The organism is Pseudomonas syringae, from assembly GCF_002157375.1.
Lineage (GTDB): Bacteria > Pseudomonadota > Gammaproteobacteria > Pseudomonadales > Pseudomonadaceae > Aquipseudomonas > Aquipseudomonas syringae_T.
The window spans coordinates 143,104-165,899 of record NZ_MTSA01000003.1; the positions used below are offsets into that span (position 1 = coordinate 143,104).

Sequence of the window (22,796 nt, forward strand, 5' to 3'; positions counted from 1 at the left end):
GACCGCATGACGATGATCTGGACGCCCGAGGGCTTCGATGACTGGCAACGGCATTTTCCGGACACGGTTTTCAGGCGCCCTGCTGACGGGCTGGACTGGACCGGGCTTTTTCTGAAGGGCTGGCAGACAGCCTCGCTCGGACTGCCCAAAGACACACTGGTGGTGCTGGTCGCCGGTCTTTATTCGGAATTCATACTCTACTGCAATCGTGCCTGTGCGCGGTCGCTGAAGTCAGAGGGCTACGAAGTCCTGCGCATGCCGGTGCGGTCTTCGCGCGGCGTGATAGCGCAAGGCGAGCACATCGCGAAGGTCCTCGGCACGCGCCTCAAGCCAAGGCAACGTTTTGTGGTGCTGGCGCACAGCAAGGGCAGTCTCGACACACTGGCGGCGCTGTCACAGCACCACGACTTGCTCGACGCCTGTGACGGTATCGCGCTGGTGCAGCCGCCTGTCGGCCCCTCGCCAATCATCAATGATTTGCTGGGCTGCAGCGCTCGCGAAGCGGGGCCGGGTTATCGAATGGATGCGTTCCGTCAAGCGCTGGTCAACAGCGCGCCCCTCGCCGAAGGCACCCGTGACATCAGCAGCCGACGCGACCCGCGCGTGGCCGAGATGCTCAGCGCCCTGCCTGCATCATTGCATTGCCTGCATGTGGTCAGTTGGTCCGCCGTGCGGCGCTCACGCTTCGACACTCACCATCAACGCCTGAACGCCTTGCGCCCTGGGCATGCGCATGATGGCCAGTTCTATATGCAAGACCTGTCATTGCCGGGTATCCCGCAGGTCTGCCTGCCGGATCTGGATCATGGCCAGCCGATTCTGGGCGGCGCCGGTTTTGATCCTGCAAGATTCTGGCGGACGTTACTGGAAATCCTGCACCAGACGCGTCCTGTCAGGGCCGATCACACCAGGTAGATTTCGAACCCCGGAATACTCGCAGCAGATACTTCGCCAAAAGCAGGGGCCTTGCTGCTGCATGGCGCCGTGTAAAGGTCCATCGGCAAGGACACGCTACGATAACGGTTCATTGCGGGCCAAAGCGGATCGTTGTCATACAGGCATAACTGCATCAGCGAATAGTCGTTGCGCACCTGCGTCCAGGCAACGTCCAGCAAGGCGGCGAACACATCGGGGGCACGCTGCCGAACCTGCAGATGAGTCAGGTAGATGTCTCGCAGCGCGTTGCCTGGCGCGGCGATACCCGGTCTGCCCGCCAGGGGCGCGACCGCGTTGTAGCCCAGCCGCAGTAACCGCTGGGCAAAGGGCATTTGCTCGACGACGATACGCTTGATCCTGCCCGCGTCCCAGGGCGCGACGCAGCCAAGCAGGTTGTCGTAATCGTCGAGCGCCAGCAGAAACGAGCCAATCCCGAAATCCGGCCATTGACTGAGCCTGCGCTCGAATTCCGCCTCACTGAATACACAGCCGAACGGCTGCCGCGACGACTCGCTGTCAAGAAACGCTCGGAGCGCATCCAGATGCCGCGGCTCGGCTTGCAGCACTCGCATGCCGGCAGGCGTGCGAGGTGCGTGACTCATGCCCCGCTGACCATAAACCGATACATTGCTGTAGCCACGCCAGTGCGCAAGTTTCAGCGGGTTTGCGCGCCGTCCTCCCAGCAGGGACCGGGTCGCCAGCGGGTTGTCGCGAATGATGCAGCAATAGGCCTGTTGAGCGCCTGTCTCCAGCGACAGCGCCGCCAGACGCGTCTGCACGTCTGCCATCCATGACCGTGACAGCCGGCGGTCGGGCATCAACCGAAGGTCGCCCAGGTACGCCACCGGCTCGACGCGCCCCTGAACGTAGCCGTCACGCACCACCAGGCTGGCCGACCCGCGCAATTCGCCGTCCGGGCTTTCAGCAAGCCAGGTACGGTGGTCGGCGGCATGGCAGCGATGCAGGGCGAAGTAATCAGGGCTGCGATCAAAGCGTAGTGGCATGCTGCCGCGCATCGCGTGCCGCTGTTGAAAGTCGATGAGCTGCGAACTGTCCGCCGAACCGGCCTGGCGAATCAGCACGCCGGGCGCTGCTCGGCCATCAACAGACGTCGAGCCAGTGGCCGCAGGTTTTCGACAGTGAAGCGACACAGGCAAACCAGCTCGTCGCCTTGGGCGTAACGAGGGTTTTTCTGCAGAAAGTAGGCAACGTCCGGCAATCTCGCATGATTTTCCGGCACCTGCGCCAGCGCTTCGGTCAGTCGCCCCTGCGGGGTCTTGAAGGACAGCAGTCCGGTGGACGGGTCGTAGGCATCGCCAAAACGCGTCTGCGCAAGGTGATCCATCAACGCCTGAGTACGAGGGTCGGTCAAATGCCCCGCACGCGGCGCGTAATCCAGTACCATCGCCCGCAGGTACCGATAAGTCCGATGCCCTTTGCAGATCAGGAACCAGTACAGGGGAACGTCGGGGGCCAGACGCCACAGGTCGCCAATCAGTCGGGACCAGGCGAAGGCAAGTTGCTGGCTACCCCAGTGTTCAGGGGTGATGATGGTGTCACCAGAGAAAATGAACCTGCCGGGCTGATTGTCCCAGTTCATTTCAAACAGTTTCAGCGTCGAAAACCCCATGATCGCCTGATCGGGGTCGCGCAGAACAATGCAATGCGTCTTGTCATCCAAGTCCTGCCCGAACCGGACCCGGCAGGTGTCTTGATAACAGGCAGAATAGATCTCGAACATCCGGTCGATATCATTCGATTGCAGGTCGGAGCGCTCGACAGCGGTCGCGCACAAATTCATGGAGGCCTTCGATGTATGGAAACACAATGACCGGATTCTGAATGGCCGGGCCGCAGAGGGCAATGAATCTATTCTCCTCGGCGTCCCGCGTCGCGAATCACCACCGTGCGCACATCAGCCTGACTGACTGTTCGCTTGAGCACGTACCGATTGAACCAGGCTTTGTCTACATGCACCCTCCTCTCACTGTCGTCACCCGTATTGATCGTCCCTTCACGTGGCTGATGGTCTACCTGCTGGTGACCGGCCTGCTGTATTTCCTGGTCACCCACGTCCCGATGGGCGCCGTGCAGCGTGTCGAACCCGGGATTGTCGACGCCTATATCCCGTTGTTGCCATTCACGCTTGCGCCGTACCTGAGCTATACGCTGATCATGCCGGTGCTGGTGTACATGGGGCGTCGGTCGTCCTGGCTACTGCCGGCGTTCTTTGCCGGCGCGCTGGCGGCCGGTCTGTGTCTGGTCAGTCATCTGTTCTGGCCCACCATGATCCTGCGCCCCGAAACCGGGTCGGCATGGCTTGACTGGCTGTACCAAATCGACGCGCCGCTGGCGGCCTCTCCCAGCGGGCACGTGGCATTACCGGTGGCAATCAGCGTGGTCATGGCCGGTTTGCGATTGCGTCAGGCATGGGTCTTCGGCGTCTGGGGTGCGGTGCTGATGCTGTCAGTCATGACCACCGGGCAACATGTGTTTACCGACATGGCCTTTGGCGCGGCTGTCGGTCTGGCCTGCGGCATGGCAACCCTGATCCTCAAGCGCCGCGCAGTAGACATGCGCACGATGTCGGCGCTGCTTCTGGAGTGGCTGTGCATCCTGGTCACGATTCGCGTCGCGCTGTACCTGGCGGACTGGCGTTTCTACCTGCTGGCCATGATCATCGTCGCAGCCCGACAGCACGCATTGTTCGTGCTCTACCACGATGCAACCCACTACCACCTGACTCGACAGCGCAGCACCAATGATTTTTTGATCAACCTGGCCATTGGCGTTCCCGGCCTGGTGCCCATCGAGTTCTATCGCCCTCTGCACCTGGATCACCACCAGCACGCCGGAACCGAGCAGGATCCGGAGCGGCGTTTCCTCTATTACCGTCAGCCCTGGCGGTTCAGGCCATTGAGCACAACGTTGCTGATCCGGCAACTGCTGGGTGACCTGCTGATGGTCAATACGTTGCGCAACATCGCGGCTTACAAGGCTGCCGGGGGCGCGCCACTGTCCATTACCCGGCCGCTGATGGCCGCAGCGCTGGTCTGGCTGATGATTGTGGTGGTCCTCATCTGGCAATGCTCACTGCAACAAACGGGCTTGCTGGCCATGCTGTGGTTCATGCCCCTGATCACCCTCGGCACTCTGCTGCAGAAAATACGCAGCATCGCCGAGCACAGCGGCGGCCCGGGCGTCACGCCTGGCTGGAACCACTGGACGTACGCCTGGCGTGTCGGCTGGCTGGGGCGGTTTTTCATCTGGCCGTACCACATCAACCTGCATCTGCAGCATCACCGCACGGCCAGTATTCCGTGGCACGGGCTGCCCGCCGCGGTTCGCAGCGACGAACGACTCATGGCCTCACGCTCGCTGTTGTCACTGATGTGGGCCAGATTGCAGCATAAGCACTGAGGCGCGAAAACACCGTGGGGATGCACTTATGAAACGGGCTCATGAAACTATCCCGACAACGCTCTATTGTTGATGTAAAAGCCGCTCTATAAGGTGCTTCGGAGGTAACAGACGGGTGTGCTTTGAGCACACCGCTTCCGATAGACACCAGGGAACACTCATGAAAAATCTTTCCAGCGTCACCGTAGTCATCGGCGCCGGGGCCATAGGCCAGGCCATCGCTCGCAGAGTCAGCGCCGGCAAACACGTCCTGCTCGCCGAACTGCGGCAGGACAATGCCGAAGCGGCCGCGAGGGTGTTGCGGGACGCCGGCTTTGAGGTCACGACGGCGGTTGTCGATGTGTCTTCCCGAGACTCTGTCGAGACACTGGTACAGACGGCGACGGCATTGGGGTCGGTGACCGGGGTGATTAATGCTGCTGGCGTTTCACCTTCCCAGGCACCGGTTGCCACCATTCTGCGTGTCGATCTGTATGGCACGGCATTGGTCCTGGAAACATTCGGCGAGGTCATCGCCCAAGGCGGCAGCGCAATTGTCATCGCCTCACAATCAGGCCATCGACTGCCCGCGCTGAGCCCTGAACAAAACGCCGCGCTGGCCACCACACCGGTCGAAGCATTGCTCGCGCTGCCCATGCTTCAGGCAGCACAGGTCACTGATCCGCTGCAGGCTTATCAGCTTTCGAAACGCGGTAATTCATTGCGCGTCATGGCCGAGGCGGTTCGCTGGGGCAAGCGCGGTGCGCGGGTGAACACCATCAGTCCGGGCATCATTTTCACGCCGCTTGCCCGGGATGAGCTGAGCGGCCCGCGCGGTGAAGGTTATCGCCGAATGATCGAACTCAGCCCGACCGGTCGTGGCGGCACACCTGATGAAGTGGGCGCGCTGGCAGCCCTGCTCATGGGACCGGAGGGCACCTTCATCACCGGCAGCGACTTTCTGATGGATGGCGGTGTTACGGCCGCTTACTGGTACGGCGACCTCGCCCCTGAATAGCTATTCAACACCGTCTGCTGCACCGTACTCGTGGTCTGAGACCTGCTCCATCCAGTCCACCACCTTGCCATCCAGTACTTCGGCAATGGCGATATGGGTCATGGCGGTTGTCGCGGTAGCGCCGTGCCAGTGTTTGAGGTTGGGTGGAATCCATACGGTGTCCCCCGGTTTGATCGAGCGGACCGGTTGCCCCGCTTCCTGCACATGTCCCGCACCGGCGGTGACGATCAACGTCTGACCCAGCGGGTGTGTGTGCCAGGCCGTCCGCGCGCCAGGCTCGAACGTCACGGTGGCACCGCTGACCCTGGCGTCTTCCGTCCCCTTGAAGGGGGCGTCGACACGCACGGTGCCGGTGAAATAATCGGCAGGGCCGCTAGCCGAGGGTTGAGAGCCGCTGGTGGTGATAACAAGCATGAGTATTCCCGAGGGCGTGTTGGACGGTGTGTTTGAACAGGCGTCCAATCTACCCACGGCGAACTACCGCGACTATCCGCTACAATTTGAAAACACTTATAGGCTGGGCTCATTAATGCTTCGGGAAAATGCCACGGACCTGCTCGCTTTTCTGGCGGTTGCCAAAGAGCGAAGTTTTACCAAGGCGGCGGCTCGCCTTGGCGTGTCTCAATCAGCCCTGAGCCATACCATTCGCAGCCTGGAATCACGTCTGGGTCTGCGCCTGCTGACCCGCACCACTCGCAGCGTCTCGCCCACGGAGGCAGGCGAACGACTGATTCAGAGGGTCGGCCCGCGCTTCGATGAAATCGAAATCGAGCTGGCCGGTCTCAGCGATTTGCGCGACACCCCGACTGGCAAGCTGCGCATCAATGCGATGGATCACTCGCTGGACCTGATCATCCGGCCAGTGCTCAACACCTTTATGCCCAAGTACCCGGACATCAGCGTTGAAGTGTGTTGCGACTACAGTTTCGTCGACATCGCCGCCGAGGGGTTCGATGCGGGGGTTCGTCTGGGCGAGGCCGTGGCGGATGGCATGATTGCCACCCGGATCGGCCCGGACATGCGCCTTTCAGTGGTGGGCTCACCCGCCTACTTCGCAGGGCGTACAAGACCCGTTACCCCGAGAGACCTCACGGCGCATCGCTGCAATAACCTGCGCTTGCCCACCAACGGCGGGCTGTACGCATGGGAATTCGCCAAAGACGGTGAAACCCTGAACGTCCGTGTCACGGGCCAGGTCACGTTCAACGGTGTCTACCCGCTGCTGGACGCTGCACTCGACGGTTTCGGGCTGAGCTACATTCCCCACGATCTGGTGGCCGAGCACATTGATGCCGGACGCCTTGTTCAGGTGCTGGAGGACTGGTCACCGACCTTCGCCGGGTTTCATCTCTACTACCCGAGCAGGCGGCAGGCATCGCCCGCCTTTGCGCTGTTGCTGGAAGCATTGCGTTACCGCGCGCCATAAACACCCGCAAAACGCTTGATCCGCGCGACTGAGTGCTGCGGTCATTGACGCAACGCTTTGGCTAGCTCGCCTTCCGGTTTCCGGCCAAGGGCAGTTTCATGACGGCCTCGAAACCGTCAATCAGGTTGCTGAACGAGAGCGTGCCGCTGCCATTCACGATGATCGCTTCAACGATTGCCAGCCCTAACCCACTCCCGCCTGCATGCCCCTTGTGCCAGAAGCGCTTGGTGAGGTCGGTCAGTTCGGTAGCAGAAACACCATAGCCCCTGTCTCTGACGCGAAAACTGACCCCGTTTCCATCTCGGGATATCGTCAGGTCGACCTTGGTGTCCGGTCGGGTGTGCCGTAGTGCGTTGTCTATCAGATTTCGCAGGGCAGCCGTCGCAAGGACCGCCGGCACGTTGAGCGGCAATGACTCCACCTCTTTCTGGATAACCAGCACGACGGAGCCCTGCTGAGCCGAGTCAGCCAGTGCCTGCTTCGCTACGTCACCCGGCAGGGTGGACTGTCCGTCTTCGAATGACAGCCGGCCCTCAACCCTGGCCAGCAGAAGCAGTTGTTCCAGAATGCGCTGTAGACGATCGGCGCCTTCTTCTGCTTTGCGCATCGCGTTTTGTGCAACCTCACCTTCGGTCAGTTGAGCCACCTGAATATGAGTCTTGATGGCGGTCAGCGGGCTGCGTAATTCGTGAGCCGCATCGCCGGTGAGCCTGCGCTCACGCTCGATCGCTTCAGCTATACGCGCCAACAGGCCGTTCTGAGAGTCGACCAGCAACTTGAGTTCGGCGGGCAGCTTGCCGATGTCGAGGGGATCCAGGCAATCTGCGTTACGCCGAACCAGCGCATCCTTGATACGCGAAAGAGGCTCAAGCCCTTTGCCGACGCCTATCCAGAGGAGAATCAGACTGCCCATCAGGGACACCAGCACCGGTACGGCAGCGGCAAACAGGATGGAATATTTGAGCGTTTTGCGTTGATCGACCCGGTCGGCGGTGCTGATCCGCACGCCTTCGATTTCAAGCGTGAAGGTTCTCCACTCGACGCCGTTGACCACTTGATTGTGATACCCCTCCCCCAACGCACCCAGCGTCTGACCGGGGGCATTGTGGCTCTGGACGAATATCTCGCCTCTGAGTGAGGTTACCTGGCAGGCCATGCCGTTCGACAGTACGGACTTGGCAGCCTCTGATCGCTCGGCGTTCAGCAGGTCGAACTTTCGAATGGCGGCAGGCGAGGAAGGAATAAGGCTGATGACCAGTCGCGCGGAAGCCGCCAGTCGCTCGTCGAATGACTGGCTCACATTACGTTGCAGGTCACACAGCATCCAGGCGGCAGCCAGTGTCCACAGCACGATGAAGCTGGCACCCAGTATCAGCGTCAACCGCGATCTAAGACTCATCTGATTCATCCGCCACCGAGCCTATTCGATACCCCAGCCCCCGCACCGTCTGCACAATGCTATTGCCCAGTTTGCGGCGCACGTTATGTATATGCACGTTGAGCGCATTGCTTTCCACGTCGTCCGCAAAACCATACAGCGCATCCTTGAGCTGATCGGTAGTTACAATCCGCCCCTTGCTGTCCAGCAATGCCTTGAGCAAGGACTGCTCTTTTCGAGAAAGATCGACCGGCTTGCCAGCGAGAAAAGCTTCCCCGGTGGTAGGGTCGATGCCAAGGCTGCCATGCTGGATGAGGTTGCTGCTCCGGCCCAGGAAGCGGCGATGCAGCGTGTGCAGGCGGGCGGCCAGTTCTCTGAGGTCGAAAGGCTTGAGCAGGTAGTCGTCAGCGCCAGCCTGCAAGCCGGCCACCCGGTCAGCGATAGAGTCACGGGCGGTGAGGATAAGCACCGGCAGATGAAATGAACGCTCGCGCAACAGGCGAAGCAGCGTCAAACCGTCTTTGTCCGGCAGGCCGAGATCAAGAATCATGACCTCGAACTGCGCGACCAGCAACATGGCCTCTGCGCCGGCAGCATGCAGGACGTGCTCGACACTAAAACCTTGCGCGCCCAGGCCGGCAATCACGCCTTCGGCGATCAGTCTGTCATCTTCAACCAGTAATACGCGCATGCTGCTTCCCGCAAATTGAAACAGGGTAATCTTTTGGGATTAAGGGAACATTAAGTTACCCGACAGCAGCCACTTATTAATACTCACGGCCGTCATCAGCAACACCTTAATGATCACTTAATGATGGGTCGACATGATGAACTGACTCTTTCGACACCCACACTTTGGTGACCCTGATGAAAACCCTGTCTGTTATTACCCTGCTGCTCACGGTGTCCGGTTGCGCTGCTGTTATCCCCGAACCGGATAAGGCATCCAGCGTTATTTATCTGTCTGCCGACACTGGGAATACGCTGCTGGCCGAGCGAGTGGATGGTAGCACAGTCGATGACGGGCGTTACTTCAAGGTGACATCGGGCCGCCACACACTTGAATTACTGGTGCTGACCGAACTCCATGGGGACTCGACCCGCAGTGATTTTGTGAAGGTTGATGTTGACAACTTCCAGCCTGATAAACGTTATCGCCTGGTGCTGACGGACAATACCCTCAGCCATGACCTCAGGCTGCTGGATGAAACCGGCACAGTGATCAAAGACATTCAGATATAACGTTCTTCTCCGCGACACCTCAACTAAAAACACACGCCTCACCGCTCATTCAAAAGGTTTATACCGATGCAAACAGCCAAAGAAGACTGCCTGGCGCTGGCCGCCCGTGTATTGCTCAGCCTGTTATTCCTGTACAGCGGACTGGGCAAACTTATGGCGCCTGAAGCGACCCTGAATTATATCGAGAGCGCTGGCCTCCCCCTCTCCGTATTCGCTTACATCGGCGCGGTGTTCGTGGAGCTGGGGCTAGCCGCTGCACTCGTGGTGGGTTTCCGAACGAAAGCGGCGGCGGCCGTGATGGCTGTTTTCACGCTGGTCACTGCGCTGATTTTTCACAAGCATTTCGCCGAAAAAGCTCAACTGACCAGTTTCCTGAAGAACGTTGCGATCTGTGGCGGCCTGATTCAGGTCATGGTGACCGGCCCTGGCGCGCTCAGCCTCGATGCGACATTCAAAAGGCCCGTCAAGCGGCGGGCCTTGAACGATTGAAGCCCGGCACCCCTGTAGCCATCGCTTATTGCGATTGCGCACGCAGGCTGAACGGCTCCCCGTTCTTCTCGGCATAATGACGCGCCCTGCGCAAAATATGCTGAGTGGCCCGTCGCGTTTCTTCCTTGTTGCATTCCACATGCGCCTCCAGCAATTGCTGGGCCTGATCCGGTCTGCGTTCCAGCAAGGCGCAAAGAATGCTGGCATGCTCTTCATAGGTGGCGTCTATCCTTGAAGTGCTGAACTCAAGGCGGCGAATGGTCCGGGTCTTTTCAGTGATTTCGAGGTGCATGCGGGCCATTTCCCTGTTGCCGACGGCTTCAACCAGTGCGCAGTGAAAGCGCTCGCCAAGCCCGGCCAGAATGTCGATGTCTCTCAGGCGTTCGTTCTCCGGCACCAGCCAGGTGCGCGTGAGTTCGGTAATCAACGGATCCCGGCTCAGGTCCATCACGCCGAGCCGGGCCAGCGCGGCCAGTTCGAGCACGACACGAACGTCGTACAGCTCCTCGAAATGATGGGGATCGAAGGGGCATACTTGCCAGCCACTGCGGTAGTAAACCTGCACGTAACCTTCGTGCTCCAGCCGGAATAACGCCTGTCTGACCGGTGTGCGGCTGGCGTGAACACGTTCGGCCACCTCGCCTTCGGTAAATCGCTCGCCCGGAACCAGACGAAACTCGGTAATGTCCTCCTTGAGCTGCGCATAAATTCGCTCGGATATGTTTTCAGGGCGCTCTTTCGACTTTCTGACATACGTTGCCATCATGGGTGATTCGTCCTTGTAATCGAGTGACTTTCAGGCTTGGCCGTGACTGCCTGATGCTTGGGTGGACAGCCACCAGCGCGGGAAATCCGCGAGGCTGTCGATCACCGCATCCACGTTGTGTTGATGGGCCTGCAGAAGCGACAGGTCATATTTTCCGGTACGCACCAGCAGACTGCTGGCGCCCACCGCCTTGGCGCCCGCGCAGTCGGTCAGCACATCGTCGCCAATTACCAGGGTTCGCTCTGCGCAGGTATCAAGCGTGCGCAGAGCCGCTTCGAAAAACACCGCTGACGGTTTGCCCATCACCAGGGCTTCGACCCGTGCAGCAGCCTCCAGACCCACGATGAACGCGCCGCAATCGAGGCGTTCGCCATCGTGATCGAACCAGAACAGGTTTTTTTGCAGCGCAATCAGACGCGCGCCCCCTCGCAACATCCGAAAGCAGCGATTCAACGCGGCGTAATCGAATGCTTCGCCGATATCGCTGATCACCACCACGTCGGGCGCTACATCGTCTGTGATGACCTTGCTGAAGGCGCCCCTGACCGAGTCCGGAACAAGAAGGTGGCATTTGAGCTGCGGATGCTGCTTCAAGTACCCCACACAGGCCGTGGTGGCGGTCTGAATTTCATCGGCGGACACTTCAATGCCTGCCTGACAAAGCTCGTCGGCCAGCACTTCCGGCATTTTGGCGGTGGTGTTGGTGAGTAATTGCAGCTTTAGCCCTTCGGCTCGGGCGAAGTTCAACGCCTCGGCCGCTCCGGGCAATGGCTGCCCCTTGAGCATGAGTGTTCCATCGATATCCAAGAGCAGACTTTCAAAACGCATGGACAGGCTCCCAGTTGTTGAAAAGAGGTATGGCCCGGCTCAGGACCTGGCTGTCAGCCACTGACGAATGTCGGGTAACGTGAAGGTGTTTCCGGGAGGCGGCGGCAACGGCGTGCTGCTCGCATCCAGCAATACGCCGCGCAGCCAGGGGTCGCTGGCGCATACCGTGTGGTCGCCTCCTTTACGGCTGGTCCGCGCACGGTGCTCTGAACGTGCAGACAGCAGCCGGGCGCCGCGAGGCGCTTGCCAATAATGCGAACCGCTCCACCCGTCGGCAAACGCCTGACCGTTCGAATGCTCGAACATTGTCCAGTTGTCCCGAAAACACTCGGCAAGGCTCTGCCGCCAGGCTTCGGTCAGCGAACACGGGTCGAGCCCCAAGCGAGCCAGCCGCTGCTGGTTGAACAGCAGCAGGCCGTTGTCGGCGGGATGAAAGACAGCCGCGCTCTTTTGCAGATCCGGCCAGCCTTCAGGGTCATAAACCAGCCAGCCGCATGCTTCGAAAAAGGCGTTGGGGTACAGATCATGATGGACCGCCGCCATGCCGTGATCCGAGTGGGCGATGCACTGCACCGGAACACCCGCGGCATCGATACAGCGCACGATCAGCTCATCGACCCAGGTCAGTAATTCATCGAACAAGCGCTGCCCGGTCTGCTGCATGACCGGGCAAGCCCATTGCGGATCGAGGTACTTCAGCCAGTGATGCGAAAGCAGGTCGACCACCGGGTAATAGCCGATCACCCGATGCACATCGCGTGCAGCGATTGCACCGACAATGTCGTTACAGAAGCTCTTGTGCATTTCGCGCATCAGCTCCAGCAAAAGCCATTCGGCCGCGCCCTGCCCGCCTTCGTCCAGCCGCTTGCCCAACTGCCCGGCGCGGTAAAGGCACGTGAGGTCATTGGCGATATAGGCTTTATGAACATCCGCCCGGTAATCCAGCGTCTGCACTTCGCGGTAGCCGAAACTGACTACCGCAATTCGCCCTTCTATGCACACGGCGCGTAAAGCGATGGCGTTACAGACGTTGCCCGGCCCCTCCAGCGGCAGATGCACCGAGCGGCCCAGCGGCAACCCGCAAGGCGCGCGGTGTGCGCCATCAGGCCAGACAATCGTTGCACCGCCTTTTCGCGGGCTGACCCGGCCCTTCACGCCCAGCGCCTCGATGCGCAGTTCACCGCCCATTTCGATCACTTCAGGGCGTACCGATAACCCCTGATACACGCTGCTTTGACCAACCATTGCGGCGCCAAGCCGGTCGGGCTGGACGAAAGGCAGGGCGCACAGGCGAAAGGTGATGCCCTCACGCGCCCATTCGTCCCAGACCATGTCGATATGGCGCGGCCAGACCTGAAAAGCCCCCGCCGTTGCCAGCGGGTTGTGTGGCACCGGAGCGGGCATGAGATAGCCCGTCAAGCCGTGCTCGCTGACCTGCGTACCGCTGAAAATCGAAAACAGCGAGGGCGGCGTCTGGCAATTGGGCGACAGCGGCGCCAAGGGATAGAAAGGCCATTGCAGCGCGCAATCCTGCGCCGCGTTTCTCGACCGATAGCGGTTCACCAGCTCCCAGGACAGCCCATCGATCAACAGCCATATCAACGGGTCCGGACCTTTCATGAGACCCGCCGACACTGAGGGCCGTGCATTGCCCACTGCGCCACCACCGCGACACGCTGCTCGAGCTGATCCAGCGAGCTGTTATTGGGCAGCACGTAATCGGCCTTGATGCGATGGGTCTGTAGATCCAGCGCGCTGTTTTCCACCACGCTGACGTCGCCCCGCTGCCCCAGCCGCGACTGACGCAAGGCATGATCGACAAGGATCTTGACCACCTGAAAACCTTCGGTACGCAGGTAAGGCCAGTCGATTGCATCGTCGCGAAGGTCATCGTTGATCACGACCTGAGCGGTGGATTGGGTCAATCGCCGGGCAAAGCTTGCGACCAGCGAATGGCTGTTCAATGTCCGCAGGTCTCGTGCTATGCCTTCCAGCAGACACTGATTCTGCATACCGGGCAGCAACGCCACGCCGGCATGCTGGTAAAACGCCTGTTGCAGGTCATAAAGAGGCTGGGCCAGCTTGATGACCTCTACCGTCAGGCCTTCGCCCTCGAAATACGTGCGCAACAGCTGGGCCGTGGTGCTCTTGCCCGAACCACTGGGGGCAACCAGCGCCAGGCGGACCTGAGAAAACGGGTTCATGAGACCTCCTTGTCAGGCACTGATCAGTTCGCGGGCCACGCCGACGCGGTTTTGCCACTGCACCTTGAGCAGCCCCTCAACGATTTCCGCCGGCACGGTGTCGCTCAGCGTGCCCGGGTCGATCATGCTGTGCCAGGTCGAGGTGATGAAACGATGGGGCCATTCGAACAGCGTCGGTGAATGGATCTGCTCAAGAACCGCGTCGCGCGCGGGGGCGTATACCTGCAACGCCCCGCGCGCGCTCACGTTGGGCAGCATCACCGTCGTCAGCCAGCCGCAGCCTTCAGGGCTGGCCTTGAGCGCAGCGCGCATGGTTTCCGGCTTGCACAGGCGCTTCTCGGTGTTGGCGATCGACAGATCGTCGGCCACCGAGGCGAGGTCAAGACGTTTAGCCAGCTCGGGGTGGGTGCGCAAGGTGCCCACGCCGACATGCGGGTAATCGGGCCAGCCTCGGGCGCGAACCCGTCCCTCGACAACATCCAGCAACAACTTGTCGCCGGAGAAATACAGGTAGTCCTCGGACAGCACCAGGTCCAGCATGGTGGTGGTCTTGCCTGCGCCCTTGGCCCCGCCGATGGCGACAATGCCGCCGTCTTTCCCGACAACGGCGGACGCATGCATGATCACGCTGCCCTTGGCCTGCTCCACCAGCAGCCCGAAATAGCGCACCAGCTCGATCAGATGAATGAACGCATTGTCATCGCCGTAGAACTCGACGTCACGGCGAGCACGGTCGATCCGGTAGCCCACTCGGGTGTCCGGGTCCCAGGCGTGATCCAGACCGGTCAGCGGGTCGTGACCACGCAGTACGCGCAAGGTAAAACCGGGGGCGTAGGTGTCGCGGATGACTTCAGGTGTCACGCAAAGCCTGACCCATTCGTCTCGGAAGGCGGCGCTGTCGTGCAAGCGCACGCTCAGGTCCACGGGGGTATGACCGTCATCGTTGACGTCGGCAAAATAAGGCGCCAGAAAGACCCGTAACCGCTGAGCGAGTGCAGAACCCGAGGCCTGATCGTTCAGCTCAAGGCGATAACGTCCATTGCATAGATAACGACTGCTCATGAGTACAGGCTCTCCCGTTGGGTGGTGAAAGGCGATGGCGAGTGCAGAAAGGCAAAACGGTCGGTCATTGGCCAGCTTTCAAGGCGACGATCGTCCAGAAAGGCGTGCAGGTGCATCATCAGCCTGCGCAGATCGGCAATGATCACGTCGTGATGGACAGCGCCGCGTGACTTGAGAAAGCGCACTTCACCACGGGTCGTGTACCCCGACGTATTTCCCGGTTCAGGAGCCAGTGGCGTACAGGTCTCGAACGAGACCATAAACAGATTGCCGCTCTCCACGGATTCACACGGGCAACTGAAGGCGTAGCGCCGGTATTCGCCAAGTGCCTGCAACGTGCTGTCAGTGCTCATGGCCATTGCTTCAAGCGCGGGCGAGCCCAGCGAAAGCTCCTGGCGCGTGGCCGACAGACTGCCGGGCGCACTGCGAAACACTTGCACCAGCGGTTCGTTGACGGCCAGTTTGCGTTTCCGGGTGCAGTGCTCCATCCACACATAACCCCCGTCTTCGGCGCGGGCAGCCGTCACGTGATGGTCCCATAGCTGAAATTCATCCCCACACTGACGGGTGAACGGCGCCATTGCCGGGCCAAAACCGGCGTCGAACCACGCCTCACCCAGCACCCGCGCGTGGCTGTCCGGGGCCAGTTCGAACGACTCGACATAAGGTTGCGCCGTGGTGCTGTAACGACACTCCCAGTTGTTGATCGCCAAGTGGTTGCGCTCGAATGCCTCTCGCACTACCTGCGCCAGATTCGATGAGCCCCGTGGCTGATCGATCTCCAGCGGAGGTTGCACAAACAGTGAGCGATGCACGTCAATGCGATTCAGCAAATGACTGATCTGCACGTGATCACCCTGTAGCGTGATGATCGCCAGCGGAATGGCTGCGCCGGACAGGTTGTGGCAGTCCACTTCGTCCAGATCGGCGCGCCGCAGCGTGCCGTCAGCACTCCAGCGAGCGAGCGTGCGATAACGACCGCGCAGGTCGGCGACAGCCGTCAATTCGCCCATTAACGCCGTGTCGGCGGGAATCGCGTATAGGGCGAGGTCGCCCGGTTCAAGGGGTTCCTGATGACGGATCTTCCAGCTACCGAACAGGATCGCCGTCTGCATATCAGTGGATTGTGGCATGGTCATCTCTCCGGCAAATCGAGTTCAAAGCCGACTTGCCTCACGGGCAAAATCGAGTTTCGAGTAAAGGTCCTGCTGAAACGGCAAGCCTTGTCCGGCCAGAAAGTCACGCATCACGTTGGAGACCGTTTCAAAGTCCTCTTCAACTTCGCGCAGCGTGTGCAACGTTCTGCTGCGGCAATACTCGACTTCGACCTGGGCAAATTCCGCACTGCCGTCCACCATGCGGCAGACATCGAAATAGGCGCCAAACCCGTTACCCGTTCTCAATGATTCGAAGTTGATATCAATGCGCGTGCGCCTGAACGGTTTCAGTCGACGCAGGTGTGCCGGGGTCATGGAGCGGGCGTGGGCCTCGATGTCGGCGAAAGCCACCGGCTGATCGGTGTTGAAGTCTTCACGCCGAAGCTCGGCGTTTTCGAGAAACCACTTGCGCTTGACCGCCATCAGCCCGTCGGCTTGCGGGATAAACGAGATGTAACCGGTTTCGGACGGTTCGCCGGTCACTTCGAAAATGTGTGACTCGTAATCGTAGGTCTGAAAGTCACGGTCGATTTCCAGGATCAGATCCTGAAAAGCCCCCTCGCCAAACGCCTTGTGCATGGCCGTGGACAATTGCCACATGTCGGGTATCTGGAACGAGGTGAACTTGCGCTCCAGCTCCATCTCCGGACGCCAGCGTACGTACCAGCAGTCATCGCTGAGGATCGGCTGTGACAGAGCGGCCTGCACAGCGCAGGTCCTGGCCAGGCGCTGCCAGGCACGCCAGGACGTACGCTCGACCGGTTCGACGTCCAGCAGGTGCAGAAACAATGCGCCCGCTTCGCCCTCATGAACGTAGTGATAGACGCTGCAAGTGTTGCGCCGGTGAACCACCGCAAGCGTCGCCAGCAGTGCCTGATCGGAGGGCCGCCGATGATGGGTCGGGTCCATGACGTGCATGCGTGAGCGGCTGTCCTGAGTGCGCCTGCGCTGTGCGGCGCTGAACACTTGAAAATCGAAGTCCTTCATCGGCATTGGCACTTGCGTGTGATGCGCATTGGAAAGCCAGTGCGCCTGTAGCGTGCCGCTGGGGATGAACAGCCCGTTGTCGGCGTAGCGTGCCTGGGCGGCCTCGGTGTCGACAATCGCCACCAGGGCTGCATCGATATTGCCGTTGAGGATGTGCGGATCGAAAAACAGCAGTGATATGTCCGTCATCATTGGAGCTCCCGTACTTCGTTGACGTCGTGGGCAGGCGCTCGCGCGCTCTGACTGAAAGTGATTCGTTGCCCGGCAAGCCCCTGCCGATACAGTGCTTCGGACTCGACGGCAGGCACGCCATGCTCACGCAGCAGAATCGAGAGGTGGCACAGCATCGACGCCTGTTCGAAGACAAACCCGCGGGCGAAAGGCAGCAAGGCGGCCAGCGCTGCGTAGGGGCGCGGCGATACCACGATGGCCTGCCCGTCGTGCGCCCGCAGTTGCTGCTCAAGCGCCTCCAGTTCTGCGCCGAGCGATTGCGAAGTGGGGATCGAGTTGATCGATACGGTGGCCGAAATACTCAGTTCCTCCATATTTCGCCCCGCCGTGACCACCACTGTCGGCCCGTCGGCATAACCCGGCGAAATCAGGCGAATTTCGGTCGCGTCCCCGACCTGCACAAACGTGGATAACGGCGAGAAATCGATCAGGTGCAACTGTTCGCCCACCCTCACCCATTCCAGTTGAACCGAGCCCAGCAATTCGCTGGCGGCGTGGGTGATGCGGTGCAGACGCTGCGCATCGGCAGGTCCGGCCGGGTCTTGGGTCGCAAGCCGCGCGCGGCTGGTTCTGGCGATACCGCGATTGATTGCCAGCAGACCTTCCGGGGACCATTCGCATGTGGTGGAGCCGTCATCGCAGGCCTGAGTAATCAGCCCTGTCTCGCCTTTCAGGAACTCGCGCACCACAAAACACACGACGCGTTCATCGCTGAGTTCCAGCAGCCGCTCCAGCAGCGCCCCTCTTTCGAGAATCTGCTGGCGAACCTGATCAGAGAAATCCAGCACGACCTGGCTCGTCTTCAGCCTGTCGAGCAGCGCCTGATTCATTGCAGGCTCACTCAGCCCCTGGCGATTGGCTTTGATCAGCAATGCCTGACCCGCCGAGACCTCATTGGCATGAGCAAACAGGGCCAGCGGTCGACGTTTGCTGCGAAAGTACTGCGCAAAGGCCGGCAACGGACGAAAGTCCATGAGGGCATCGTCGCTGGCGAGGTAGAGTTCGACGCATTCCAGCACCGGTTCAAGGCTGCGCGCTTCACGCAGGCTGGTCACCGGCCTGGCCTGCAGCAGCCAGAGCTGATGCTCGTCAACGGCCCATTCGATGTCGGCTGCCGTGCCCAGCGCCGCCGAAGCCTGTGCAGCCAGCGCTGCGACCTCCAGCAGCAGTGCCTTGTGCGGCTCCAGCTCGGGTGCGCAATCGACGTGCTGATCACTGACCCGCGCCGACATCCCCTTGTCGACGCCGGAGACCATCGCTTCGCCCAGCGAAGCAACGGTTTCGATCAGTGTGGTGGCTTCGCCGGTCAGCGGATCGTGGCTGAAGGCAACGCCTGCGAAGCGTGCCTTGACCATGCGCTGCACGATCACGGTCATCTCCACCGGCGTTTCCAGCATCGACGCGCGAAGGCGCTCCAGAATGGCCTGACGCGACACCCCGGAACGCCAGACATCCCGTACGGCGGCCTTGACCGCCTGTACGCCCTGCACTGACAGGTGAGTGGCAAAGATGCCCGCAAAACTGTGCTGGGTGCCGTCCTCTATGTTCGCCGACGAACGCACGGCAAGTTCCGTGGCCTCATCGAAACCCGTGTTTGCCAGCAGCGCCTCAATGTGGTCGTCGGCTGCATCGCTCCAGTCGAATTCGGCCAGCCGGGCAATTCTGTCCATGTGTTCGTCGAGAAAGGCGCCTGCGGTGATCCGCACGGTTTTCAGCGTGTCTTCGATGGCCTGCTTACGGGCTGCAAAGTCTTTCCACAGTACGCAGTAATCAGCGTCGCCCAGCGCGCTGAGGGCCGGCACCGGCAAGGTGTGGGCAAGGCTTTGCAGGGTGGTGTATTTACTGGACATGACGGCCTCCCGCTATCAATGAAAATGTCTGGGATGAATCGGGTCGCTCAACTGGCCAGAGAGTCCGGTGCCAGATCGAGTGCCTCAAGTGCCGCCATACCGGGGAACGGTGCATGCACAGGCGCGCCGGGCGGCGGGCAAGGTGTGTTTTTGAAATCCATGAAAATCCGTGACGCGAAGGCCTCGGTTGCCCCCTGGTATTTCCCGGCATACAACTCGATGTCACCTTTCACGTTCCAGAACATCATTTGCCCGATGTTCATGCCGGGGTAGACGCGAATACGGTTCAGGGCATACAGCTGCAAGGTCCAGCGGCCGACAAAGCCGATATCACCCAGCGGCGCAGAGAGGTTGATGAACATTCCCAGCCGCGCAATCGAGGAACGCGCTGCATAGGTGGGAACAAAATGTGTGCTGCCCATGGTCTCGATGGTCGAGGCCAGGTAAAGCTTCATCGGCTGGAGTTCGTAACCTTCCGGGCCGATGTCGATGGTTCGCGTCGACGCTTCGGTGCGCACATCGATCACGTCGTCTTCATAGACTTTCATCTGGTCATGCAGGCGGAAGTTGTAACTGTTGGGGTTCACGTTCTCATGGGAGAAAGGGCTGATGATGATTTCACCCGAACGCACACGATTTTCGATTTCACTGCCGGTCAGTATCATGGTTAATCCAGAATGATTTTCGAGGGCACGGTGCTCTTGGAACCCAAGTAGCGTCCCGCATAACAGGTGGTCAGCCCGAAGTTGGCCCAGAAACAGACCTTGGCAACCTTGGTCCCGGCGTACACGCGCACGGGTTGAGTGACGACGATCTCCAGCGTCCAGCTGATCGCCGCACCGGTATGGCCCAGCGGTGCGCTGGTCTGAATGAAAACGCCACAGGACGCTGTCGACACGTTGGCGTACAGCTCACTGGCGAAGTCGATACCGCCGATCTGTTCGGCCGTGGCGCCCAGGTAGAAACGATGGGGGTACAGCACAAACCCTTCAGGCGGAATACGGTGTTCGATCACCTCCAGTTCCCCGTGAGGATCGATGCGGTCACTGCGGTACTCCAGCAGCAAATCGGCCAGGTGACACCCGTAGGAGTTGACCTCCACATGGACGGGGTCGAAGGGCTCTATGACGACACTGCCCACTTCACGCATTTTCACGATTTCAGAACCGGTCAGCATCATGGGTCAGGCCTCCTGATCCAGAGACGCCACTGAGCGTGCCCGTCCGTTGGCGCCATACAGTTCGGCCAGCATGCAACGCGCGCCCAGCAGGTAGCCCTGCGTGTTGCGGGCGGCAGCCGAACCCGGCAAATGGTGCGCAAGACGCCGGGACAGCGTTCCCAAGTAATAGCTGGGGACTTGCTGAAACAGGTGATGTTCCCAGTGCCGATTGATGTTGCAGGGCGCGAACAGCATTCGCTCCAGCCAGCCGGGGCTGATACTGCGTGCGTCGCGGGTGACGTGCCGGGTAGAAAGCCCGGCGTGTTCCGACAGGCTGCGGATCCGCAGGATCGGAGGCAGAAAGAACACCAGCGGCGCAAGCCAGTACAGCAACACGCCGACCCAGGCATGAAACGCGGCAACAAGCGCCAGTGCGCAGGCATAAAAGACCAGCGCTTGGCGACGTTCGGTGCGGTTCGACGGCAACGGCGTAGTGAACAGACCGACCACGCTGAAGCTGTCCATCGTGCGCAGCGACTGCAGGGTCGACAGCCCGCTGATATCGCGCAGCAGAGCCTGCCAGAACTGCCCGGAGCTCGGCGGCGCGAACGCGTCTGCGTAATCCGGATCGTCTGCGGTGTTGAGGTGTTTGTGATGGGCAATGTGGTGCGCCCGATAGCGTGACGTGCTCAATGTCAGAGGGAACGTCAGAAACACGCTGGAAATCAGGTCATTGCGCCGTTTGTCACGGCTGATCAATACATGTGCGGCGTCGTGCATGAGGACCAGCAGCGCGTGCTGACGGGTGGCGATGACCAGCATTGCCAACAGGCACACCAGCGTCGAATCGGTCAACTCGGCCGCCGCAATGGCCGCAACGATCACGGCCCACTGCCACCCTATCTGCCCGCCCTGCCGCCAGCCGCTGAGCTGTTTGAGGTCAGTGGTCAATTGCTGGTGATGCCGTGCCAGCGTCGCCCGCTCGGCCCGTCTGTCGTAAGCGCCACTGTCCATTGCGTCGAGTTCGATTGTCTTCACCATGTTTCATCTCCCGTTCAATCGTTGAAAGGGCCCTCTTAACCGGGCATTGCCGCGGATTTCGCGGCCAGCCTGTCGAGGCTGATCCGTGCATCGGGTGCATGGGCCAGCCAGTAATCCACGGCCTTGGGTAAAAACTCTTCTGCACGGGGCGCCGAGCGCCGGGTATTCAGCGGCGGCCTGACCAAGTCGCTTTCCGCGTAAACGCCATAGATCTGCAACAGCCGCTCGAAATAGCGAAAATCCCGGGTCGAAATGCCTTCCGGACGCCATGCAACCAGAGAGCGCTTGAGGAATGCCCACTGTCGGCTGCGCAGGATCGGTGCCGGGATCAATGGCGCAATCCCGAACGCCTGGCGCGCATGATCGACACGCGACTCAATGATGCGGATGACCTGTTCATAGGGCAGCCGCGCGTCCCCTGCCGAAGCCACCACGTCACGCGGCGCCCCGCCCGCCACGCAATGGCTGACCAGATGGACCAGTTCGTCAACCACCCAGTCAATAGGCACCAGATCGAACAGCCCTTCGCGGTTGCCCACCAGAAACGGCGGCGAGAATGAATTGATGAAGCGAATCAGCGGGTACAGCCCGTGAAAGCGGCTGATTGCGCCGTCGCGGGTGGCGCCGATCACCAGGCTGCAACTGAACACTGAAATAGGCATCTGCTCGCCATAGGCCTTGCGCAATCCGCGCTCCGCAGCCGCCTTGCTTTCTTCGTAGCCGTTGCGGTAATTCCAGTTTTCGCAGCGAGTGAAGGCCGTCGACACGTAGATGAAATGGGGCTGACGCACCAGCGTCCGGACGAAACCGCAGAACAGCTGCGCGCCCTCGACATTCAGCGCCTGCATCTCTTCAAAGGTTTTGTCCCACGCGACATCGGCGGCGAGGTGGACCGCCGTCGCCCGCTCGATGACCGGCAGACTGGCCGCCAGCGCGGTGAGCGATGCAGCATCGGTCAGGTCGGCGATCCGACACTCCAGCCGCGGGCGACTGCTTTCCGGCAGGTCTTGCAGGCATCCTTTGGCCGCCTGTTCGGAACGGCACAGGGCAATGACATGCGAGTCAGGTTGTTGACTCAGCCAGGTTCGAACGAACCAGGAGCCCAGCGCGCCGCTGGCCCCGGTGATGATCAGTGTCGAGCGCATGTCAGCAGCCTCCTGCCGCAACCTTCTGATGACGACGCGCAAGCAACTGGCTGCGTATTCCGTCCAGCATCTGAATGTTGTTGGCGCGAATGGCGCGCTCGCCGATGGGGTGCAACACCTCGGCCAGCGATGGAATGCCGAGGTCGAACGTCACGTTCAGGTCCACATGCAGACCGTCTTCGCGCTGCACCAGCAACCACTCGCCATACCACACCTCCAGGTCGCCATCGGTCTGTTTGAACTCGATGCGCTCCTGTGGCACCAGCCAGTCCTGCTCGGTCCAGGTCAGCTCACTGCCGTTGATCAGCACGCGCCAGGTGCTGGAAACATATTCGCTTTGTCGCGGGTGAACCGTCACGTCAAGAACGTCACTCATGAAGTCGGGATAGCGGGCGAAGTCCGAGAGAATGGGCCACACTTCGCTTGGCTCGAAGTCACCTAGAAGTACGCTGGTCGATACGTCAGGCATAGAAATTCT

Annotated in this window: 24 protein-coding genes; 6 read left to right on the plus strand and 18 right to left on the minus strand. The window is 60.6% G+C overall.

What is annotated here, in order from left to right:
* Positions 1–6 precede the first annotated feature (6 nt).
* Positions 7–915, plus strand: coding sequence for a hypothetical protein (locus BW686_RS04155; RefSeq protein WP_084915056.1), 909 nt, complete (start codon positions 7–9; stop codon positions 913–915).
* Here the strand turns inward: BW686_RS04155 and BW686_RS04160 are convergent.
* Together BW686_RS04160 and BW686_RS04165 are read right to left on the minus strand one after the other, a co-directional pair.
* Positions 903–2,018: a hypothetical protein gene (locus BW686_RS04160; protein ID WP_084914521.1), complete on the minus strand. Its 1,116-nt coding sequence runs from the start codon at positions 2,016–2,018 to the stop codon at positions 903–905. The two genes, BW686_RS04155 and BW686_RS04160, sit on opposite strands and share 13 nt — an antisense overlap.
* The gene (locus BW686_RS04165) at positions 2,012–2,677 is read right to left on the minus strand and encodes a hypothetical protein (RefSeq protein ID WP_179149181.1); all 666 of its coding nucleotides are present in this window, start codon (positions 2,675–2,677) and stop codon (positions 2,012–2,014) included. Before BW686_RS04165 ends, BW686_RS04160 begins: the two co-directional genes overlap by 7 nt.
* A gap of 230 nt (positions 2,678–2,907) precedes the next feature.
* Here BW686_RS04165 and BW686_RS04175 point away from each other — a divergent pair, with 230 nt between their 5' ends.
* Both BW686_RS04175 and BW686_RS04180 read left to right on the plus strand, forming a co-directional pair.
* Positions 2,908–4,356: a fatty acid desaturase gene (locus tag BW686_RS04175; protein WP_179149180.1), complete on the plus strand. Its 1,449-nt coding sequence runs from the start codon at positions 2,908–2,910 to the stop codon at positions 4,354–4,356.
* Between the two features lie 160 nt (positions 4,357–4,516).
* A complete protein-coding gene (locus BW686_RS04180; protein WP_084914526.1) occupies positions 4,517–5,353 on the plus strand; it encodes an SDR family oxidoreductase in 837 nt (278 codons plus the stop codon).
* Here the strand turns inward: BW686_RS04180 and BW686_RS04185 are convergent, their stop codons facing one another.
* Positions 5,354–5,767, minus strand: a complete 414-nt coding sequence (locus BW686_RS04185) for a (R)-mandelonitrile lyase (protein WP_084914528.1) — start codon at positions 5,765–5,767, stop codon at positions 5,354–5,356. It lies immediately after the preceding gene.
* Between the two features lie 115 nt (positions 5,768–5,882).
* On the opposite strand from BW686_RS04185, the gene BW686_RS04190 reads away from it, so the two are divergent.
* On the plus strand, positions 5,883–6,779 hold the full coding sequence (locus BW686_RS04190) for a LysR family transcriptional regulator (RefSeq protein WP_084914531.1): 897 nt from the start codon (positions 5,883–5,885) through the stop codon (positions 6,777–6,779).
* 61 nt (positions 6,780–6,840) lie between these two features.
* Here the strand turns inward: BW686_RS04190 and BW686_RS04195 are convergent, their stop codons facing one another.
* Together BW686_RS04195 and BW686_RS04200 are read right to left on the minus strand one after the other, a co-directional pair.
* Positions 6,841–8,178 carry an ATP-binding protein gene (locus tag BW686_RS04195; protein WP_084914533.1) on the minus strand — a complete coding sequence of 446 codons (1,338 nt, stop codon included), beginning with the start codon at positions 8,176–8,178 and terminating at the stop codon, positions 6,841–6,843.
* On the minus strand, positions 8,168–8,848 hold the full coding sequence (locus BW686_RS04200) for a response regulator (protein WP_084914536.1): 681 nt from the start codon (positions 8,846–8,848) through the stop codon (positions 8,168–8,170). Before BW686_RS04200 ends, BW686_RS04195 begins: the two co-directional genes overlap by 11 nt.
* 176 nt (positions 8,849–9,024) lie before the next feature.
* Between BW686_RS04200 and BW686_RS26010 the strand changes: the two genes are divergently transcribed.
* Both BW686_RS26010 and BW686_RS04210 read left to right on the plus strand, forming a co-directional pair.
* Positions 9,025–9,399, plus strand: a complete 375-nt coding sequence (locus BW686_RS26010) for a PA0061/PA0062 family lipoprotein (protein ID WP_143514146.1) — start codon at positions 9,025–9,027, stop codon at positions 9,397–9,399.
* 66 nt (positions 9,400–9,465) lie between these two features.
* Positions 9,466–9,888, plus strand: a complete 423-nt coding sequence (locus BW686_RS04210) for a DoxX family protein (protein ID WP_084914542.1) — start codon at positions 9,466–9,468, stop codon at positions 9,886–9,888.
* Positions 9,889–9,913: 25 nt separating this feature from the next.
* On the opposite strand, the gene BW686_RS04215 is transcribed toward BW686_RS04210, so the two are convergent.
* From BW686_RS04215 to BW686_RS04275, 13 genes are read right to left on the minus strand one after another with little or no spacing between them, the layout of a single operon-like run.
* Positions 9,914–10,654, minus strand: a complete 741-nt coding sequence (locus BW686_RS04215; protein WP_084914545.1) for a GntR family transcriptional regulator — start codon at positions 10,652–10,654, stop codon at positions 9,914–9,916.
* A 30-nt stretch (positions 10,655–10,684) separates the two neighbouring features.
* Positions 10,685–11,482: a TIGR01458 family HAD-type hydrolase gene (locus BW686_RS04220; protein ID WP_084914547.1), complete on the minus strand. Its 798-nt coding sequence runs from the start codon at positions 11,480–11,482 to the stop codon at positions 10,685–10,687.
* Between the two features lie 39 nt (positions 11,483–11,521).
* Positions 11,522–13,102 carry a hypothetical protein gene (locus BW686_RS04225; RefSeq protein WP_084914549.1) on the minus strand — a complete coding sequence of 527 codons (1,581 nt, stop codon included), beginning with the start codon at positions 13,100–13,102 and terminating at the stop codon, positions 11,522–11,524.
* Complete coding sequence (locus BW686_RS04230; RefSeq protein ID WP_084914551.1) at positions 13,099–13,686, minus strand: dephospho-CoA kinase; 588 nt, start codon at positions 13,684–13,686, stop codon at positions 13,099–13,101. The genes BW686_RS04225 and BW686_RS04230 overlap by 4 nt, the downstream gene beginning before the upstream one ends.
* A 12-nt stretch (positions 13,687–13,698) precedes the next feature.
* Entirely contained in the window at positions 13,699–14,748 is a 1,050-nt protein-coding gene (locus BW686_RS04235) for a hypothetical protein (protein WP_084914554.1), read from the minus strand.
* Positions 14,745–15,881, minus strand: a complete 1,137-nt coding sequence (locus BW686_RS04240; protein WP_084914556.1) for a hypothetical protein — start codon at positions 15,879–15,881, stop codon at positions 14,745–14,747. Before BW686_RS04240 ends, BW686_RS04235 begins: the two co-directional genes overlap by 4 nt.
* 24 nt (positions 15,882–15,905) lie before the next feature.
* Positions 15,906–17,084 (minus strand): hypothetical protein, encoded by a 1,179-nt coding sequence (locus BW686_RS04245; protein ID WP_084914558.1) that lies wholly within the window; start codon positions 17,082–17,084, stop codon positions 15,906–15,908.
* Complete coding sequence (locus BW686_RS04250; RefSeq protein WP_084914560.1) at positions 17,081–18,973, minus strand: PEP/pyruvate-binding domain-containing protein; 1,893 nt, start codon at positions 18,971–18,973, stop codon at positions 17,081–17,083. The genes BW686_RS04245 and BW686_RS04250 overlap by 4 nt, the downstream gene beginning before the upstream one ends.
* Before the next feature lie 47 nt (positions 18,974–19,020).
* A complete protein-coding gene (gene dcd / locus BW686_RS04255; RefSeq protein ID WP_084914562.1) occupies positions 19,021–19,638 on the minus strand; it encodes a dCTP deaminase in 618 nt (205 codons plus the stop codon).
* A 2-nt stretch (positions 19,639–19,640) separates the two neighbouring features.
* Positions 19,641–20,153: a dCTP deaminase gene (locus tag BW686_RS04260; protein WP_084914565.1), complete on the minus strand. Its 513-nt coding sequence runs from the start codon at positions 20,151–20,153 to the stop codon at positions 19,641–19,643.
* A gap of 3 nt (positions 20,154–20,156) precedes the next feature.
* Positions 20,157–21,173 carry a fatty acid desaturase family protein gene (locus BW686_RS04265; RefSeq protein ID WP_084914567.1) on the minus strand — a complete coding sequence of 339 codons (1,017 nt, stop codon included), beginning with the start codon at positions 21,171–21,173 and terminating at the stop codon, positions 20,157–20,159.
* Between the two features lie 35 nt (positions 21,174–21,208).
* Positions 21,209–22,318 (minus strand): SDR family oxidoreductase, encoded by a 1,110-nt coding sequence (locus BW686_RS04270; RefSeq protein WP_084914569.1) that lies wholly within the window; start codon positions 22,316–22,318, stop codon positions 21,209–21,211.
* Between the two features lies 1 nt (position 22,319).
* Positions 22,320–22,787, minus strand: coding sequence for a type II toxin-antitoxin system RatA family toxin (locus tag BW686_RS04275; protein ID WP_084914572.1), 468 nt, complete (start codon positions 22,785–22,787; stop codon positions 22,320–22,322).
* Positions 22,788–22,796: the final 9 nt, after the last annotated feature.